Source organism: Segatella copri (genome assembly GCF_026015625.1).
Taxonomy (GTDB): domain Bacteria; phylum Bacteroidota; class Bacteroidia; order Bacteroidales; family Bacteroidaceae; genus Prevotella; species Prevotella copri_H.
Map to the genome: position 1 here is coordinate 22,528 of NZ_JAPDVG010000001.1, position 18,782 is coordinate 41,309.

Below are 18,782 nucleotides of genomic sequence, written 5' to 3' on the forward strand. Positions count from 1 at the left end.
TCTAACCCTCTGAAAGTTCCTTTTCTTTATCTTTGCAACCAGATTCTGTTAAGTAAGTCAAACAGTTATTTAAAAAACGAAACAATAACAATATAAACATAAAAATGAAAAGGAACTTTTTGAAAATTAGCCTCTTTTTAATAGGCGTCTTCACATGTTTCTCATGCGAAGCAAGTACGTTGCCCTCATCCGGCAGTTCTGATGGCGTAGGCGAATCCATACCTACTGCCCAGCAATGGAATAAAGATGTTGTGGGGTGGAATCTTGGCAATGAATTCGAGTGTTCAGCTCCTGGACAGGATGGTGAGTCGATGCAGATTGGCAACCCTGATGGTTCTATCCATGCAGAGACAGCCTGGGGCAATCCCGTTGTTACCAAGAAGATGATACAAGCCGTGAAGAAGGCAGGTTTCAATGCCATCCGTATTCCAATCCGTTGGCAGTGCCACATTACCAACGCTCAGGCGATGAGCATCGACAAGGCTTGGATTGCCCGTATCAAGGAAGTGGTGGGCTGGTGTCTGGATAATGACCTCAAGGTTATCATCAATGTGCATCATGAAAAATGGCTCGAAAGTCGTCCTACCTATCAATATAAGGAAGAAAACTGCCAGAAGCTTGCGCTCCTCTGGATGAATATCGCTTCTGAGTTTGCCAATTATGATTATCGTCTTGCTTTCGCAGGAACTAACGAAGTGCATATCAAAGATAATTGGGGCAAGCCTACTGCCGAGAATCTCGAAGTGCAGAATGCTTACAATCAGATATTCGTGGATGTGGTTCGTGCCACAGGCGGCAACAATGCCAAGCGCCACCTCATCTTACAGACTTACGTTTGTAACCCATGGTTTGGCATCGAGAATGGAGATTTCATCATTCCGAAGGATGCCGAAGGCAATGGCAACAACTATATGAGTGTGGAATTTCACTACTATCAGCCATGGAGCTACGCCGGCGATTGCACCTACGATTACTGGGGTGATGCCTACAAGGATGCTGGCAAGATACCTGCAGACAACGAGAAGACGATGACGGATTTCTTCGACAAGGCGGTGAATACCTGGAGCAACAAAGGACTGGGTATCGTAATAGGAGAGTGGGGAGTAACCGATCACTATAAGTCAAACTCAGAGAAAGTGCATGAAAACATGACCTACTACTGTAAGTTCTTGACTACGGAGGCTCGCAAACGAGGCTTCTCTACTTTCGTTTGGGACAACAACCACTTCGGCAACGGCTCTGAGAAGTATGGCATCTTCGACCGTTTCAAGAGTATGAAGGTGAATGCTCCTTGGATTCTCGAAGGAATCTTTGGGAAAGAATAATGTTAAACTAAAAACAATATATCAATTATGAGAAAGAAAACTATGTTTCTCGGCCTGCTCGGTGCAGGTTTGATGTGGATGCCTGCTTCTGCCATTCTCGCTGCCCAGATGAACAATGCAGCGATGAGCGTTCAGCAGAACCAAGGCATCAAGGGTACAGTGGTGGATGCCACTGGCGAAACCTTGATTGGCGCTAGCGTGAAGGTGGCTGGTACAACCAACGGTGCCGTTACCGATATAGATGGTAACTTTACGTTGAACTGCAAGCCTGGAGCAACGCTCGAAGTGAGCTACATCGGTTACAAGACGATGACCGTGAAAGCTGCTAATGGCATGAAAATCACGATGCAAGAGGATGGTAAGGCCTTGAATGAGGTCGTTGTTACCGCCCTTGGTATCAAGCGCGACCGCAAGGCTTTGGGCTATGGCTTGGAGGAGGTTAAAGGTGAGGAACTTACCAAGGCGAAGGAAACCAACGTCATCAACTCTCTTTCAGGTAAGGTGGCTGGTCTCGTTGTGCAGAACACCGCTGGCGGTGCTTCTGGTTCTACCCGCGTGCTTCTTCGTGGTAATACAGAAATGGCAGGCAATAACCAGCCTCTCTACGTGGTGGATGGTGTGCCTTTGGATAATACCAACTTTGGCAGTGCTGGTGAAGCTGGTGGTTATGACCTCGGTGATGGTATCTCTGCCATCAATCCTGACGACATCGAGACGATGACCGTATTGAAAGGTCCTGCTGCCTCTGCCCTCTATGGTAGCCGTGCTTCCCACGGTGTTATCTTGATTACGACCAAGAAGGCGGAGAAGGATAAGATTGGTGTAGAGTACAATGGTTCTTTCACCATCGATACCCAGTTGGCTAAGTGGGATGATGTGCAGACAACTTATGGTATGGGCTACAATGGTGCCCTTCCTACATCCAGTACAGCTGGTACCAACTCCAGTTGGGGTCCTAAGGCTGATGATTTCGTCTTCAAGTATTTCGATGGCGAGGAGCGTCCATTCATGATGTATCCCAACAACGCCTCCGATTTCTTCCGCACAGGTTTCACCGCCCAGAACTCTGCCATCCTCTCAGTTAATTCTGGTAAGACGGGTATGCGTTTCTCTGTTACCGATATGCGCAATAAGGACATCTTGCCTAACACCAACATGAGTCGTGACAACTTCAACCTCCGTGTGAATACCTCAGCTGGTCCTGTTGACTTCGACTTCACCGCCAACTATACTCGTGAGAACGTGAAGAACCGTCCTGCCCTTGGTGATTCTCAGAGCAATGTAGGTAAGAACCTCATGACTTTGGCTGGTACCTACAACCAGGCTTGGTTGAAGCACTATGAGGATGCCGACGGCAACTACTCCAACTGGAATGCTAACGACCAGTATAACAAGAACCCATACTGGGATCTCTATAAGAATGGCAATACTTCTAAGAAAGATGTGTTCCGCTTGACAGGTAAGGCAATCTGGAACATCAACAAGCACTTGAAGTTGCAGGGTACCATCGGTACCGACATCAACAGCATGAACTTCGAGGACTTCATCGCCAAGACAACTCCAGGTACACCAGCAGGAAAGCTTACCGACCAAATCTTCAATAACAGAACACTGAACGCAGAGCTCCTTGCCCTCTACAACAACTCATGGGGCGATTTCGATGTCAATGCCACAGCGGGTGGCAACATCTTCAAGGTGAACAACAAGACCATCACCAATACCGGTCTTAACCAGCAGATGAATGGCATCCAGAACATCATGAACTATCAGGAGCAGAACACTCGTGAGAGTATGTACAAGAAGCAGATCAGCTCTCTTTATGCCAGCGCGAGCCTCGGCTACAAGCATACTTACTATTTGGAGGGAACCCTCCGTGGCGATAAGTCGTCTACGCTCCCTACAAATAACAATACATACGTATATCCATCTGTATCGGGTAGTTTGGTTTTCTCCGAGTTTATCAAGAACAAGAAGTTCATCAATTATGGTAAGATTCGCGCATCTTGGGCAAAGGTAGGTAGCGATACCGACCCTTACCAGCTTGCACTCAACTACTCCACAGGCAAGTATAGCTACTCGGGTTATACCATCGGTATGATAGCCAACTCAACACAGCCAAACAAGGATTTGAAGCCTACAATGACAGGTTCTTACGAGGTAGGTTTGGAGATGAAGTTCCTCAACGGACGCTTGGGCTTGGATGCCACCTATTACAACCAGAACTCCAAGAACCAGATTTTGAGTTTGGCTTCAACCACCACCTCTGGCTATGCTTACCGCCTCATCAATGCCGGTGAGATTCAGAACCAGGGTATCGAGATTGCCCTCAATGCCCGTGCCTTGCAGATCAAGGACTTCGCTTGGGACTTGGGTGTCAACTTCTCCAAGAATACCAACAAGGTGAAGTCGCTCGTAGATGGTATGGACTATTTTGAGCTTGCCAAGGCCACATGGTGCGGTGTATCAGTAGGTGCTCAGGTTGGCGAGAATTATGGTGCTATCCGTGGACACGATGTTGTTCGCAATGAGCAGGGACAAGTTGTCATCGATGCAGCCACAGGACTTCCAAAGGTTGACCAGAACGTGAAGACCATCGGCAACTCTTCTTGGGATTGGACTGGTGGTTTCTATACCACATTCTCTTACAAGAACTTCCGCCTCTCTGCATCTTTCGATGTGAAGGTGGGTGCTGATATCTACTCTATGTCTATGCGCTCTGCATACCAGACTGGTAAGGCAAAGGGAACATTGGCAGGCCGTGAGGAGTGGTACGCTTCTGAGGAGGCTCGTCAGGCAGCAGGTAAGGACATCTCGGCATGGCGTGAGTCTGGCAACTGCAAGGGACTCGTAGTGGATGGTGTTATCGACAATGGTGATGGTACTTATCGTAAGAACGACATCGCTGTGAGCCCAGAGGATTACTGGAAGCACATGGCTCAGAACGTACAGAGCGAGTTTGTATATGACAACTCTTACGTGAAGTGTCGTGAGATTACTTTCGGCTATACCTTCCCAGAGAGCATCCTGGGCAAGTATGTCAAGGGCTTGACCGTATCCTTCGTGGCTCGTAACCCATTCATTGTTTGGAAGAACATTCCTAACATCGACCCAGACTCCAGCTACAACACCTCAGGTCTCGGCCTGGAATATGGTTCCCTGCCATCTCGCAAGAGTTATGGTTTGAACGTGAATGTGAAGTTCTAGTCTCGAAAAAATGAATCAATTTCTTTAGAAGAGTTCTAATATATAATAAGGTAAGAAAATGAACAATATAATCAAGAAATATATAGGTAAGAGCAGCCTGATGATGGCTTTCGCCCTGATGGCAACCGGCACTGCGATGACTTCTTGCTCTGATGATACCTTGAGCAACATCAATACCGATAAGACCAAGGTGAACGAGCTCGACCCTAACGCACAGTTGACAACAGCTTTGTTGCAGACTTACGGTGACTTCAGTCTGATGGATACCTACCGTAACTATATAACTGGTTTTCCACAGTATTTTGCTGGTGGTTGGAATGTAACCAATTACGCTGGTTCTAATTCCAGAGAAGATGATATGACCCGTCGAGTTTGGGACCGCTATTATGAAATCGGTATCAAGAACCTTGTGGATGCCATCCACAATTCTGCAGACAAGGCAAACTTGAATGCGGTACTTCGTATCCATCGTGTCTATCTCACGGCAGTTTTGGCAGATATCTACGGTGACGTGCCTTGTTCGGAGGCAGGTCTGGGTTATATCTCAGGTATCTCCAACCCTAAGTATGATACCGTAGAGGAACTCTACAGCTGGTTCTTCAAGGAACTTGACGCTTGCGAGAAGCAGCTTGGCACAGGTACCGACCACATTTCTGGTGATGTCACCAGCATGGGTGGTGATGTAGCTAAGTGGAAGAAGTATGCCAATGCACTCCGTATGCGCTATGCCATGCGCATTTCCGATGTTAATCCACAGAAGGCAAAGGAGGAGTTTGAGAAGGCTGTAGCTGCCGGTGCTATCGCCAGTGCTGCCGATGATGCTTATATCAAGTATGCTGATGCACCATTTACCTATTATGATGGAGCCAACGACTACGATTTCCGTGCCAATGCCTTGGGAGAGATACTCTATGGTCAGGATGCCACATCGCCTACCATGGTATGCTCTACCTTGTTCTATCAGTTGCAGAATACCAACGACCCTCGTCTCTATCGCATCTGTCGCCACTATTACAACATCAAGCGTAGTCAGGTGAAGCCAGACAAGGAGCAGAACATCGACTTGACCGATGAGGTGTTGGCTTACTTCCAGCGTCAAGGTATTGGTGAGGAGCCTTGTAATCCTGGTGCTGCTTGGTATAGCGACTGGATGAACGTGCCTGAGGTATCAGAATTTCCTACTCTCGCTAAGTTGGCTAAGCAGGATGCTAACAATTATGACAACTCAGATTTTCGTGCACGTATGATGCGTCCATGCTTGAACATCGACTTTGAGATGCCTTCTTGCCCTGGTATTCTGATTACCTCTGCCGAGGTGAAATTCCTCATGGCCGAGGCTAAGACCAAGGGTTGGAATGTAAGTGGTGACGCTGAGACTCTCTATGAGGAAGGTGTTCGTGCTTCTATGGAGATGCTCAACAACTATTATCTCACGTCCAACAAGATTTCTGAGGATGAGATCAATGAGTTCATTGCCAACAACAAGTTGGGTGACAATCCTAAGGCGACCATCAACACCCAGGCATGGATTCTCCACATGATGAACCCATCAGAGGGTTGGGCTAACTTGCGTCGCTCCGACTATCCTGCTATCCTGGACAGAAGCCGACTAGGCATCTTTACCAATGGTTTCACTTATACCGATTCTAACATGGCTATGCCTACTCGCTTGCGTTATCCAGAGTTGGAAGGTCAGTATAACAGCGTCAACTATAAGGCTGCCATCGAGCGTATGGGTGGTACTGATGATTGGCACAAGCAGCTTTGGTGGGATAAGGCTAACGTCAACCTTCAGCCAGAATTCACTCCAGTTAATGGTAAAGGATACATTAAGTAATTAAGAATTTAGAATGAACAATTAAGAATTGGCTAACGCCATAACTATTAATAATTATCAAGATGAAAAAGATAATGAATCAATATAAAGGTAATGTCTTGAAGGCAATGATGATGCTTTTCGCCATGAGCTTTGCGTTCGCAGGCACTGCTACACTGTCTTCTTGTTCCTCTGACGACGATCCTTTCTTCACCGTATCAGAAGATGACAATCCTCGTATCTTGAACACCGACTTGGCTGACCAGAAGTTGGATCGCAAGACCAAATTGAACTTGGAAATTAAAGTCACTCCTGTTCACTACACCACTGTGACATGGCTCTTGGATGATACTCAGATTGCTGAGGGTACAACCATCGACCAGACTTTGCCAGTGGGCAATCATACTTTGAAGATTGTGGCAACCACCACCAAGGGCAAGAGCACATCCCGCACCTTGAACGTTACCGTGATTCCTGCTGCCGATGACCCAGCTTTGGGTACCAATGCCAGCGAGCTTTGGGTAGCTCCGGGAGAAACTACAACCATCCGCAACTGCAAGAACCTGGTGGATCACGTTCAGAAAGTACTCATCGCTGGTAAGGAGGCTGCCTTCGAAGTTCTCGATGAGGGTAAGGCATTGAAAGTTACAGCTCCTTCTGACCTCGCCAATGGCGATTACGACATTACATTGGTAGATGGCAGTGGTGTAGAGTTCCCTTGCGGTAAAATCAAGGTAACTACAGAGCCACGTCCATCTATGGAGACTACCCTCTGGAAAGGTCATCACTATGTATCTTGGGACTTGGGAGAGGGTGACCCTAACAAGAGCTTCAACCTCATCACCAAGGACCAGGTAGCTAAGTGGAAGGAGGGGCAGACCCTCCGAGTTTACTGCTCGATGAAGGATGACGATAAATACCATCAGATCAAGCTTGCCACCAACTGGTGGAAAGACTTGACTTCTCCATACGAGTTTGGTGAGGGCAATGTCGTGAAGTTTGTGTTGACCCAGGATGCACTCGACAAGATAGCTGCCCAGGATGGGTTCATCTGTGTGGGACATGGCTATTATGTAGATAAAGTAACTATTGAATAAAATATTAGAAAGATTTCCGCTTTTATCATAAAGCGTCAAACCTTTACTGTTTATGAAGAAAATTTTATTATCTATTTCATTATTGGCATTGGCTTATACAGCCAGTGCCAATGTTCCGGTTATCAAGAGCGACCCTAAGATAGAGGCTCAGGTAGAACAAACCCTGAAGAAACTCACCTTGGAGGAAAAGATAGGTCAGATGATGGAATTGGTGACCGACCTCTTTGGGGGCAACGACAAGAACGGCGTGTTCTATATCGACGAGCACAAGACCGATTCTATCCTTTCCCGCTATAAGATTGGCTCTATCCTCAACGCTCCAAATACTTGCGCACCAACCGCCAAGCAGTGGGAGAAGTACATCGCACAAATCCAGAAGATCTCGATGAAGCGCATCGGTATCCCTTGTGTCTTCGGTCTCGACCAGAACCATGGCTCTACCTATACACAGGGCGGAACCCTCTTCCCGCAGAACATCAATGTGGCTGCCACCTTCAATCGTGAGATAGCTCGCCGTTCGGCTGAGGCTACCGCTTATGAGACTCGTGCGGTGAGCATACCTTGGACTTACAGTCCTACCGTTGACCTCGGTCGTGATGCCCGTTGGCCTCGCATCTGGGAGAACTTTGGCGAGGATTGCTACCTCAGTTCTGAGATGGGCAAGGCGATGGTCTATGGTTTCCAGGGTGAGGACCCAAACAACATCGACCAGTATCACATCGCCACTTCAATGAAGCACTTCATGGGCTATGGTGTGCCTTGGACCGGTAAAGACCGTACGCCAGCCTATATCTCTCCTGCCGACTTGCGAGAGAAGCACTTCGCTCCTTTCCTGGCGGGTCTGCAGGCTGGAGCCTTGACCGTGATGGTGAATTCCGCTTCCGTTAACGGTATGCCGATGCATGCCAACAAGGACATCCTGACAGGATGGCTGAAGGAAGAGACAGGATGGGATGGTGTGCTCATCACCGACTGGGCAGACATCAACAATCTCTATACTCGTGAGATGGTGGCAAAGGACAAGAAGGATGCGCTCCGCATTGCCATCAATGCCGGTATCGACATGATTATGGAACCTTATTCTTGCGATGCTTGTGGCTATCTTGTAGAACTGGTGAAGGAAGGTAAAATTCCGATGAGTCGCATCGACGATGCCTGTCGCCGTGTGCTTCGCATGAAGTACCGTCTCGATCTCTTCAAGAACCCAACCCAGAAACTGAAGAATTATCCTAAGTTTGGTGGCGAGGAGTTTGCCAAGCTCGCCTTGGAGGGAGCTACCGAGAGTATGGTGCTCCTGAAGAACGAGGGTAATATCCTTCCTTTGCAGCATGGCAAGAAGATTCTCCTTACAGGTCCTAATGCCAATCAGATGCGTTGTCTGGACGGTGGATGGAGCTATACCTGGCAGGGACATCGTGCCGATGAGTTTGCCGGCAAGTACAATACCATCTATGAGGCATTCTGTAATGAGTATGGCAAGGAGAATGTTATCTTGAACCAGGGTGTTACCTATAATGAGAAGGGAAAATACTGGGAGGAGAACGAACCTCAGATTCAGGGCGCAGTGGCTGCAGCGAAGGATGCCGACGTCATCGTGGCTTGCATTGGCGAGAACTCCTATACAGAGACTCCGGGCAACCTGACCGACCTTTGGCTCTCAGAGAACCAGCGCAATCTGGTCAAGGCTTTGGCTCAGACAGGCAAGCCTGTCATCTTGGTGCTGAATGAAGGTCGTCCTCGTCTCATCGCCGACATCGAACCATTGGCACAGGGCATCATCAACATCCTTATCCCTGGCAACATGGGCGGCGATGCCTTGGCAAACCTGGTATCGGGCAAGTCAAACTTTAGTGGCAAGATGCCTTACACCTATCCTAAGGAAATCAATTCGCTCGCCAACTATGACTTCAAGAAGAGTGAGGAGGTGGGTACGATGGAAGGTGCTTACGACTACAATGCGAAGATTACCCAGCAGTGGGGCTTCGGATATGGTTTGAGTTATACCTCTTACAAATATAGCAACCTGAAGGTTTCTCAGTCTGATTTCCGCCACGGCGACATCATCAAGGTGAGCGTGGATGTGAAGAATACGGGAAAGGTGGCAGGCAAGGAGAGTGTCCTCCTGTTCAGTAGCGATCTCATCGCTAGTATGGTGCCTGATGGCCGTCGTCTCCGTGCCTTCGACAAGGTGGAACTTCAGCCTGGTGAGACCAAGACCATGATATTTGAATTGAAGGCAGACGATTTGGCCTTCGTAGGTTGGAATGGCAAATGGAGATTGGAGGAAGGCGACTTCAAGTTGATGATAGCCGACCAGAGTGCCGATATCCATTGCACTGATACTTATCAGTGGCCTACTGCCAACCGATAATGTATATTTAAAAGATGATTTAAAGAAAAGAGCGTGCCAAGAGTGGTGCGCTCTTTTTGTTTGCATAGTAAAATGCAGAAGAGTTAAATATCTACAAGAATCCCCCATGATGTTTGGTGTTATGTCTTGAAATGATTACTTTTGCAAATCATAATTTTTGCAGATTTACAGAATCATTCAAAACAAGGATAAATGGAAATAGTAATTGGAATCATCATAGGGCTTGCCATTGGATTCTTCGTGGGGAAACTGATGGAAGCAAAAAGTGCGGTAGAGGAGAAAACCCAGCTCGTAGCGAAGGCTCAGGTGCTGGCGGCTAACATTGAACAGATAAAACTACATCATGCTTCTGAGGTTCAATCAATGAAATCTCAAATGGAGAACGAGCGGCTGTATGCGGCGAAACTCAGGGCGGAAAGCGACCAGCAGTGGGCACAGAAACTCGAGAGCCTGAAGCAGGAAATGCAGCGAATGACGATAGAACAGCAGAAGGTGGCGGCTGAGCAGTTGGCTGCCAAGCAGTCGGCTCTGCAGGAAAACAACCGTCTGCAGATGGATGAACTCCTGAAACCTATCAAGGAACAGTTTGCTGATTTCAAGAAATCGGTAGAGGAGAGCAAAACCCAGAACGAGGTGAACAAGAAGGAACTGCAGAACACCTTCGAGGCAACGATGAAACTCTTCCAGCAGGAACAGCAGCAGGCTGTACTGAACCTGAAGGAGCAGACCGAGAAGATTGGCTCCGATGCTGCTAACCTGACCAAGGCATTGAAGGGCGACAGCAAGATGCAGGGCGACTGGGGCGAGATGGTGCTGGAAACCATCCTGGAGAACAGCGGACTTCGTAAAGATGAGGAATTCTTCATTCAGGAGAATACGAAAGATGAAGAGGGAAAGAACTATCGTCCGGATGTCATCGTCAGATTCCCGGAAGGCAGAAGTGTGGTCATCGATTCCAAGGTTTCGCTTACCGCCTATTCCGATGCTCTGGCAGCTGAAGATGAGGCTGAACAGGAACGCCTGATGAAGGCACATGCGCTGAGCGTACGAAAGCACATCGATGAACTGGCAGCCAAAGACTATTCCAAACTGGTGGATGATGCCATCGGCTTCGTACTGATGTTCATCCCTAACGAGACCAGCTATATCGCAGCGATGAAGCAGCAGCCTGATCTCAGCCGTTATGCTTATCAGAAGAAGATTATCATCATCTCACCAAGCAATCTGCTCATGGCACTCCAGCTGGCGTATAATCTCTGGCAGTATGACCGGCAGAACAAGAATGTGGAGAAAATCGTGAAGACGGCTGCTGACCTGTATGATAAGGTGGCTGGCTTCGAAGATACCTTTATGAGTGTGGGTGATCTGATAACCCGCCTTTCCGGCACCTTCGACAAGGCAAGAAAGCAGCTTTACGATGGAAGTGGCAACGTGATGCGCAGGGTGGAAAGCTTGAAAGGTCTCGGCGTAACGCCGAAGAAGCAGATTAAATCGCTGGAGGAATCGTAACATTTTCTTTTCCTGGTCTTACCATATTGTTCAAAAGTATTTGTTAATCGTTCAATTTTTGAAATTAGTTCTCTAAAAATGAGCGGTTTTCGATTTTTCTTTGTACTTTTGCCACGCCTATTCGGAAAGATAGGCACATACATGGAACAATCAAAAAAACGTATAATCATGAAACTGAACGAAATTCTTTCTCGCAGCTTTAATGCTGCAGAATGGGAAGCTAAGGGTTATGAGCTTCCTAAGTATGACATCGCAGCCGTAGCTAAGAAGACTCACGACGAGCCTACTTGGGTTCACTTTGGTGCAGGTAACATCTTCCGTGCGTTCCCTGCTGCTATTCTTAACGATGCACTTAACACCGGCAAGTACGATCGTGGTGTTATTGTTGCTGAAAGCTTCGACTACGAAATTATCGACAAGGCTTATCGCCCTTACAATAATCTCTCTCTTCTCGTCAGCCTCCAGAGCAACGGAACCATCGAAAAGAAGGTCATCGCTTCTATCACAGAAAGCCTCAAGGCGGATAAGCAGTTTGGTGAGGACTGGGCGCGATTGGTCCAGATTTTCCAGGCACCAAGTCTGCAGATGGTAACTTTCACCATCACAGAGAAGGGATATTCTTTCAATGATGCCGATTTGGCACGTGGTCTTGATGCAGTATTTGCTATGGGTAAGCTTACCGCTCTTCTCTATGAGCGTTATAAGGCAGGCAAGTTGCCACTTACTCTTCAGTCTACCGACAACTGTTCTCACAATGGCGACCATGTTAAGGCTGGCGTAAAGGCTTATGCTGAGCGTTGGGCACAGGATGGTATCGTAGAGGCTGGTTTCGTAGATTATATCAATGACAGCAGCAAGATTACCTATCCTTGGTCTATGATTGATAAGATTACTCCTCGTCCACACGAGAAGGTACAGGCGATGCTCGCAGAGGATGGTTTCGAGGATAACAATACGATTATTACCGAGAAGCATACTTTCACCGCTCCTTTCGTAAATGCCGAGGAAGTGCAGTATCTCGTTTGCGAGGATACTTATACCAACGGTCGTCCGCCATTGGAGTTGGGCGGTGCGCTCTATACATCCCGCAAGACTGTAGATGAGGTTGAGACCATGAAGGTAACCACCTGTCTGAACCCTCTCCATACAGCGATGTCAATCTATGGTTGCATGCTCGACTATACCTTGATTTCTGCCGAGATGGCTGATGAGGACCTTCGTGCCTTCATCCAGAAGATTGGTTATATCGAGGCAATGCCAGTAGTAACAGATCCAGGTGTATTGAACCCATACGAATTTATCGGCACCGTTATCAACAAGCGTCTGCCTAACCCATTCATGCCAGATGCTCCTCAGCGTATCGCTACCGATACCAGCCAGAAACTCTCTATCCGTTTCGGTGAGACTATCAAGAAGTATATCGACCGTGGTCTCGACAAGAGCAATCTCGTGTTGATTCCTTTGGTTTTGGCTGGTTATGCCCGTTATCTCAAGGCATTGGATGATAACCTGAAGCCATTCGAGCCATCTTCCGACCCATTGTTGGCAGAGCTACAGGCCATCGTAGCTCCTCTGGAGGTAGGCAAGGCTGATCAGGACTACTCTTGCCTGAAGAATCTCTATTCCCGCAAGGATGTGTTCGGACTCGATCTCTACGAGGCTGGCTTCGGCGAGCAGATTGAGGGCATGGTGAAGGAACTTTTCGCCGGCAAGGGTGCCGTAAGACAGACATTGCATAAATATGTTTCTGCAAGATAATTCATTTTTAAACTTATACATTATAATATATATATGGAAAGAACATGGCGCTGGTTTGGCAAGAAAGATAAGATTACACTTGCACAGTTGAAGCAGATTGGTGTTGAGGGCATTGTTACCGCATTGCACGATGTTCCTCTGGGCGAGGTTTGGACACGCGAGAAGATTCATGAACTCAAGGAGTACATCGAGTCTTATGGTATGAAATGGAGCGTGGTAGAGTCTTTGCCTGTGGTTGAAACCCTGAAATATGGCGGTCCTGACCGTGATCATCAGATTGAGGTTTACAAGGAAAGTCTTCGCAACCTGGGCGAGGAAGGCATCAAGTGCATCTGCTACAACTTCATGCCTGTTTTAGACTGGGCTCGTACCGATTTGGCACACGAGAATCCTAACGGAGCCAACAACCTCTATATGAACTGGGGCGAGTTTGCCTACTTCGATATCTATATCCTGCAGCGTGAAGGCGCTCGTGAGGATTGGGCTGAGTTCTCTAAGGAGCACAAGTGGGGCAGAGACCTTGTGGCTGAGGCTGATGAAATCAAGAAGACTTCTACACCAGAGCAGGATCATGCCTTGGTTGAGAACATCATCATCAAGACCCAGGGCTTTGTATCGGGTAACTTCAGCGAGGGCGATTCTGCTCCTGTTCAGAAGTTCCGCGACCTCTTGAAGCTTTATGATGGCATCGACAAGAAGAAGTTGCAGGAGAACATGAAGTACTGGCTGGAGGCTATCATGCCTATCTGCGATGAATACGATATCAACATGTGTGTTCACCCAGACGATCCTCCTTATCCTGTATTCGGTTTGCCAAGAATCATCGGTCGTGCCGAGGATATCCAGTGGATGCTCGATGCTGTGCCAAATAAGCACAATGGTCTGACTTTCTGTGCAGGTTCATTCTCTGCCGGCGAGCACAACGACTGTGTGGCGATGGCGAAGCAGTTTGCCGACCGCACTCATTTTGTTCATCTGCGCTCCTGCTACATCTTCCCTAACGGCAACTTTACAGAGGCTTCTCACTTGGGTGGTCGCGGCCATCTCATTGAACTTTGCCGCATCTTCGAGAAGGCTGAGCAGGAAGGTAAGTGCAATTCGGGCCGCAGATTGCCTATGCGAGTAGACCACGGTATGACCTTCACTGATGAGCCAGGCGGCGTATTCGATGAGAGCAATCATGGTCACAATGCCGGTTACACTCTCCTCGGCCGTATGTTTGCCATGGGTCAGATTCAGGGTGTCATCGCAACAGTAGATGATGAACTGGGCATTGAGTATAAGCAGCCGGGATTCTATGATTAGTTGATAGCTTATAGTTTATAGTTTATAATTTATAGTTATAGGCTTAGGCTATTAAGTGATTTGAAATTCAGGTTAGATAAAATACGAAAAGGCTAGTGTGCGTTTTTGCATGCTAGCCTTTTTTGTGCTGATTGTTTGGCTATTGGCTAAATATGCCGCTCATTTTAGCCAATAATGCTTAAAAATAGGTATTATTGGCTGAAAATTATATAAGAAATAGCCAATAATTACTTTTTTCTTGCTATTTTTGCAAATGGTTAGAAATTAAAGCAGGAGAATAAGAAATGAAGAATAATATCATAGGCAGAAAGAGTGAACAGGATACCTTGGCACGTATATACGAGTCAAGGCAGTCGGAATTTGTGGCAGTATGCGGACGCCGCAGAGTGGGGAAAACGTTTCTTGTGCGCGAATATTTTGAGCAGGAAATGGTGTTTCAGACATCAGGATTGGCGGGCGGAAACACACAGGAGCAGTTGAAAAACTTCTTTTATACGCTTCGACGTTATGATAGGAATGTAACCTCTGTTCCCCACGACTGGCTCGATGCTTTCGAGATGCTTATCTCTTATCTCGACTCTTTGAACGGGATAGAACGTAAGGTGATTTTTCTTGATGAACTGCCTTGGATGGATACTGCAGGCTCTAATTTTATCTCTGCCCTGGAGCATTTTTGGAATGGATGGGCCTCTGCACGTCGCGACATCGTTCTCATTGTCTGCGGCTCTGCCACTTCCTGGATGATGGATAAACTTATCAATAACCATGGCGGACTTTATGGTCGTCTTACTCATCGTCTTTTCCTGCAGCCTTTTTCTCTAGGGGAGTCGGAAGCATTCCTGAAGACCAAGGGGATGATGTTGTCCAGATATGAACTGGCTGAACTTTATATGATATTGGGAGGAATCCCATATTACCTGAATCTTTTGGACGAGCGGTTAAGTTTGGCTCAGAATATAGACCGTCTGCTGTTCAATCCCAATGGGCAGTTGTACAATGAGTTTACGATTCTCTATCGCTCTCTGTTCAAGGATTCAGAGGCATACGTCAAGGTGGTAGAGTGTCTGAACGAGCGTGGTTATGGCATGATGCGCTCGGAAATAGCCGATGCCACAGGGATGAAGTCGGGCAAATCGTTGACCACGATTCTCGACAATCTGGAATCTTGCGGTTTCATCAGAAAGTATGTCAACTATGGCTGTTCTACCCGAAAGTCTCTCTATCAGTTGGTAGATTTTTTCACCTTGTTCTATTTCCGTTTCCTGCGCGATAGTTCATTCCGTAATCTTCTGTATTGGAGCAAGTTGCAGCGCACGCCCCGTTTTTATGCCTGGGCTGGAGTCTCTTTCGAGATATTGGCGATGAATCATATCGACCAGGTGAAGCAGCGGTTGGGAATTTCTGGTGTGTCTACCCAGTTGTATTCCTGGCGAAGCAAGAGTGATGCCGGGGCGGCGGAGCGGGCAGCCCAGATAGACATGGTGATAGAGCGTGGTGACAATACCATTAATCTTTGTGAAATGAAGTTTTCGGAAAGTGAGTTTGCCATCAATAAGGATTACGAGAAGATTCTGAGAAACAAGATTGTCCGCTTTAGGGAGGAAACAAAGACCCGAAAGTCGATACAGCTGACGTTTATCAGCAGTTATGGTCTTCAGCGGAATATGTATTCGGGCATAGCCCAGAATGAAGTGGTGCTCAATGATTTGTTTTGAGCTCCACTTCCTCCACATATTTCACCAGCGAATCCTTGCCATTGAGGAGATAGAAGTCTACACGAACCACGTGGTTGATGTCGGCATTGCCCTTCACCTTGATGTGTCGGGTCTTGCTGTACATCATCGTGTCGCGGCGTGAAGGATAGGATACGAGCTCGATGAGGTCTTTGGTAGAGTTGCTGCCCACATAATAGATGCCTACACTGTCTTTTCCGTTCTTGATAGCAGCAATCTTCGCCATCTTCTTGGCATGAGCCGCAGAGGTATCTATCGGGTAAAACTCGCTGGCGGCTACCGTGTCGCCGTCATGCTGGTCGGGTGCAAACTTGCAGCTGGTACCCGTCGTAGTGATAAAGGATGCAGCAGCCAGGACTGCCACAAAGTATAATATTTTCTTCATTGTTATTTCCTTTCTTTTCTTTTAAAGAATCCTGTTTTGTTCGCAAAATGCGTTATCGGCTGCAAAAGTACAAAAAATAACTCGAAAAGCCATACCTTTTTTATCTTTTTCCTTTTAATACTTCGGATGGAGAGACGCGTGCTGAAGCTGGGCGGGAGGAGTTATGGGGATGGTATGGCAGGAGTTGGAAGGTATGGTAGAGATGGATGGAATGGATGGAATTCCGTGCAAAGATACAACTTTTCTCTGATACTGCCAAATTTGGGGGTGTGATAAGGAAATGTTTGAACTATGCTTTCAGATTGAAAGTCATTAGTGTCCAATAAAAATTGGACACGTTAATTAATTAATCAAATAGTCCCTTAAAAAGGGGATAATCGAGTTCTTTGACATCGTTGAAAATAGTCTTATCAAATAGATCTCTTAGGTGGGTTTTGTCCGTCAATGAAATGCTTAGAATCTGCAAAACTTCATATGTCGAGCGTTTCAGTTGCATATCATGGTGCACAATAGCCACGAGACAATAAGTGATAATGGCAACACTAATCTGTATGCGTACAGCATTCTTCGTTGTGCCCCAGAATCTCTTTATCTTAAGATGCTGCTTTAGCCATTTGAAAAATAGCTCAACCAACCATCTTTTTTTATATAGATTCGCGACATCCAACGCTGAAAGATGCTTTGCATTCGTCAGAAAAGTAAACTCACGATCATCTTCTTCATCGTAGTATCGAATGAATCTGAATGATTCAGGATACTTCTTTTCGGAAAGATATCCTGTTAGTTTTACTTCAGCATCAGTTAGTACATTCTTTGGCATTCTTCGCTTCCATTTTACCATTTTGTACTTCAAGTTCGTTTTGGCTCTGACTACATAGTAGGAACCTGTAAGATGAATCTTATAAAGTTCCTTGAAAGTATCATAAGCCCTATCGAAAATGTAGTAACTGTTTGGTTCATACGTAATTGAAGACATTGCTGTAGAATCATGCTTTGATGCTGTGGTCACAGTATAGAAAGCTGGAACTTGTGCTTCTACGTCATATAAGACATGTGCTTTAACTCCTCCTTTCTTACTTCTGAACTTTGCCCATGGAAAAGTTGCAAGACACAACGGAATAGTTGTCGAATCAAAAGCATACTTCTTTCCTGGTATATTCAAAATGTTGGTTTCTCGCTTTTTGCAAGCTTCCTTCATCATATAGAATGCAAAGTCTTCGAAAATCCTGTAATCACGAGTCTGATTGGCATAAGCAAGAGTTGCTTTTACGATAGTATTACGTCCAAGTCCCAGATGATATTGCTTAGCTCGATGAGCTTCCAATGCAACTATCAAGTCACGTAAACTCTCACGATTGCTCAGTTGCCCAAACATCATTGCAAGAAGCTGGTTCCAGCAAGTGAAGTGTTTCACGTATCGGTTGCCATCATACTTGCGTACGTAGTTGTTGAACTGAGTTCTATTCAGAAATGCAGTAAGTTGAGCGAAAACATATTTGTCTTGAAACATAGTAGCCAATTCTTTTTGGCTGCAAAGTTACAAAATCAAGTCCGTTTCATTGCAAAATACTGCATAAAAGACTATAATTCAACTGTTTCAAAGATCGAATTGCCCTTTTTTATTGGACAGTAGTGATTGAAAGTAGTTAAACTTCCTTACTCATAGTTTTGCGGGTGACAACTCATAGTTTTACGGGTAGCAACTCATAGCTTTGTTCTCTTAAAGTATAGAGTTAAGCAGTAAATCAGGTGTTTATGATGGTTGTGATGTTTTTACTGCAATGACTCAGTTCCTCAGTTCCTCAGTTTTTCTCTGACCCTTCACTTTTTCCTTTATTTAGAAGTTTATTATATATATATATAATAATATATAATATCACTGCTGTCCCGTTTAGAAATCATCGGGCCTGAAAAGGCTAGGATATAGCCAATCCTCCGTCTCTTCTGTTGGAACAGCTTTGTTAAACAATTCATTTAAAGGAGTCTTGTCCGTAAGGAATAGACCCACGTTCTTTGAAATAGTGTGTAGCGATTGATCTATGTGCATCACTTTCTTTGCATAAGCTAAAAGCAAGTATGTGCATATGGCAATCCAGATTTGCAGATATATGGCATTCTCGGAAGTTCCATAAAAGGATTTGATGTGAAGGTGTTGCTTAATCCATTTAAAGTAATTATGTAAAGCTTCTCATAATTACTTTTATGACAAGAATATCATTATGTCAAGTTAGACAGATTTGACCTGTGAAAAATTGTTGATTATATGAATTTTACAGCAA

The 18,782-nt window shown here is 46.2% G+C and carries 11 protein-coding genes and 1 pseudogene; 9 read left to right on the top strand and 3 right to left on the bottom strand.

The annotated features are described in order from the left end of the window. The first annotated feature begins 104 nt into the window (after nt 1–104). The 9 genes from ONT19_RS00085 to ONT19_RS00125 all read left to right on the top strand — a co-directional run bounded on the left by ONT19_RS00085 (nt 105) and on the right by ONT19_RS00125 (nt 16,100). Entirely contained in the window at nt 105–1,325 is a 1,221-nt protein-coding gene (locus ONT19_RS00085) for a glycoside hydrolase family 5 protein (RefSeq protein WP_153085827.1), read from the top strand. A 27-nt stretch (nt 1,326–1,352) separates the two neighbouring features. After that, nucleotides 1,353–4,529 (top strand): SusC/RagA family TonB-linked outer membrane protein, encoded by a 3,177-nt coding sequence (locus ONT19_RS00090; protein ID WP_119238243.1) that lies wholly within the window; start codon nt 1,353–1,355, stop codon nt 4,527–4,529. A gap of 58 nt (nt 4,530–4,587) precedes the next feature. Continuing rightward, entirely contained in the window at nt 4,588–6,366 is a 1,779-nt protein-coding gene (locus ONT19_RS00095; RefSeq protein WP_264953301.1) for a SusD/RagB family nutrient-binding outer membrane lipoprotein, read from the top strand. Between the two features lie 74 nt (nt 6,367–6,440). Next, nucleotides 6,441–7,442 carry a COG1470 family protein gene (locus tag ONT19_RS00100; RefSeq protein WP_264953302.1) on the top strand — a complete coding sequence of 334 codons (1,002 nt, stop codon included), beginning with the start codon at nt 6,441–6,443 and terminating at the stop codon, nt 7,440–7,442. A gap of 52 nt (nt 7,443–7,494) precedes the next feature. Beyond that, a complete protein-coding gene (locus tag ONT19_RS00105; RefSeq protein WP_264953303.1) occupies nt 7,495–9,813 on the top strand; it encodes a glycoside hydrolase family 3 N-terminal domain-containing protein in 2,319 nt (772 codons plus the stop codon). Between the two features lie 192 nt (nt 9,814–10,005). Continuing rightward, the gene (locus tag ONT19_RS00110; protein ID WP_264953304.1) at nt 10,006–11,322 is read left to right on the top strand and encodes a DNA recombination protein RmuC; all 1,317 of its coding nucleotides are present in this window, start codon (nt 10,006–10,008) and stop codon (nt 11,320–11,322) included. Between the two features lie 168 nt (nt 11,323–11,490). Then, on the top strand, nt 11,491–13,080 hold the full coding sequence (locus ONT19_RS00115; protein ID WP_264953305.1) for a mannitol dehydrogenase family protein: 1,590 nt from the start codon (nt 11,491–11,493) through the stop codon (nt 13,078–13,080). Nucleotides 13,081–13,113: 33 nt separating this feature from the next. Then, nucleotides 13,114–14,385 carry a mannonate dehydratase gene (gene uxuA / locus ONT19_RS00120; RefSeq protein WP_022121373.1) on the top strand — a complete coding sequence of 424 codons (1,272 nt, stop codon included), beginning with the start codon at nt 13,114–13,116 and terminating at the stop codon, nt 14,383–14,385. 284 nt (nt 14,386–14,669) lie between these two features. Beyond that, nucleotides 14,670–16,100, top strand: coding sequence for an AAA family ATPase (locus ONT19_RS00125; RefSeq protein ID WP_264953306.1), 1,431 nt, complete (start codon nt 14,670–14,672; stop codon nt 16,098–16,100). Here ONT19_RS00125 and ONT19_RS00130 read toward each other — a convergent pair. From ONT19_RS00130 to ONT19_RS16380, 3 genes and pseudogenes are all read right to left on the bottom strand, one after another. Then, on the bottom strand, nt 16,084–16,503 hold the full coding sequence (locus tag ONT19_RS00130; RefSeq protein WP_200757158.1) for a hypothetical protein: 420 nt from the start codon (nt 16,501–16,503) through the stop codon (nt 16,084–16,086). The genes ONT19_RS00125 and ONT19_RS00130 overlap by 17 nt on opposite strands. A 346-nt stretch (nt 16,504–16,849) precedes the next feature. Further along, on the bottom strand, nt 16,850–18,013 hold the full coding sequence (locus ONT19_RS00135) for an IS4 family transposase (RefSeq protein ID WP_203042184.1): 1,164 nt from the start codon (nt 18,011–18,013) through the stop codon (nt 16,850–16,852). Nucleotides 18,014–18,582: 569 nt separating this feature from the next. Next, a pseudogene (locus tag ONT19_RS16380) lies at nt 18,583–18,676 on the bottom strand (IS4 family transposase); the annotation flags it as partial. Nucleotides 18,677–18,782 lie beyond the last annotated feature (106 nt).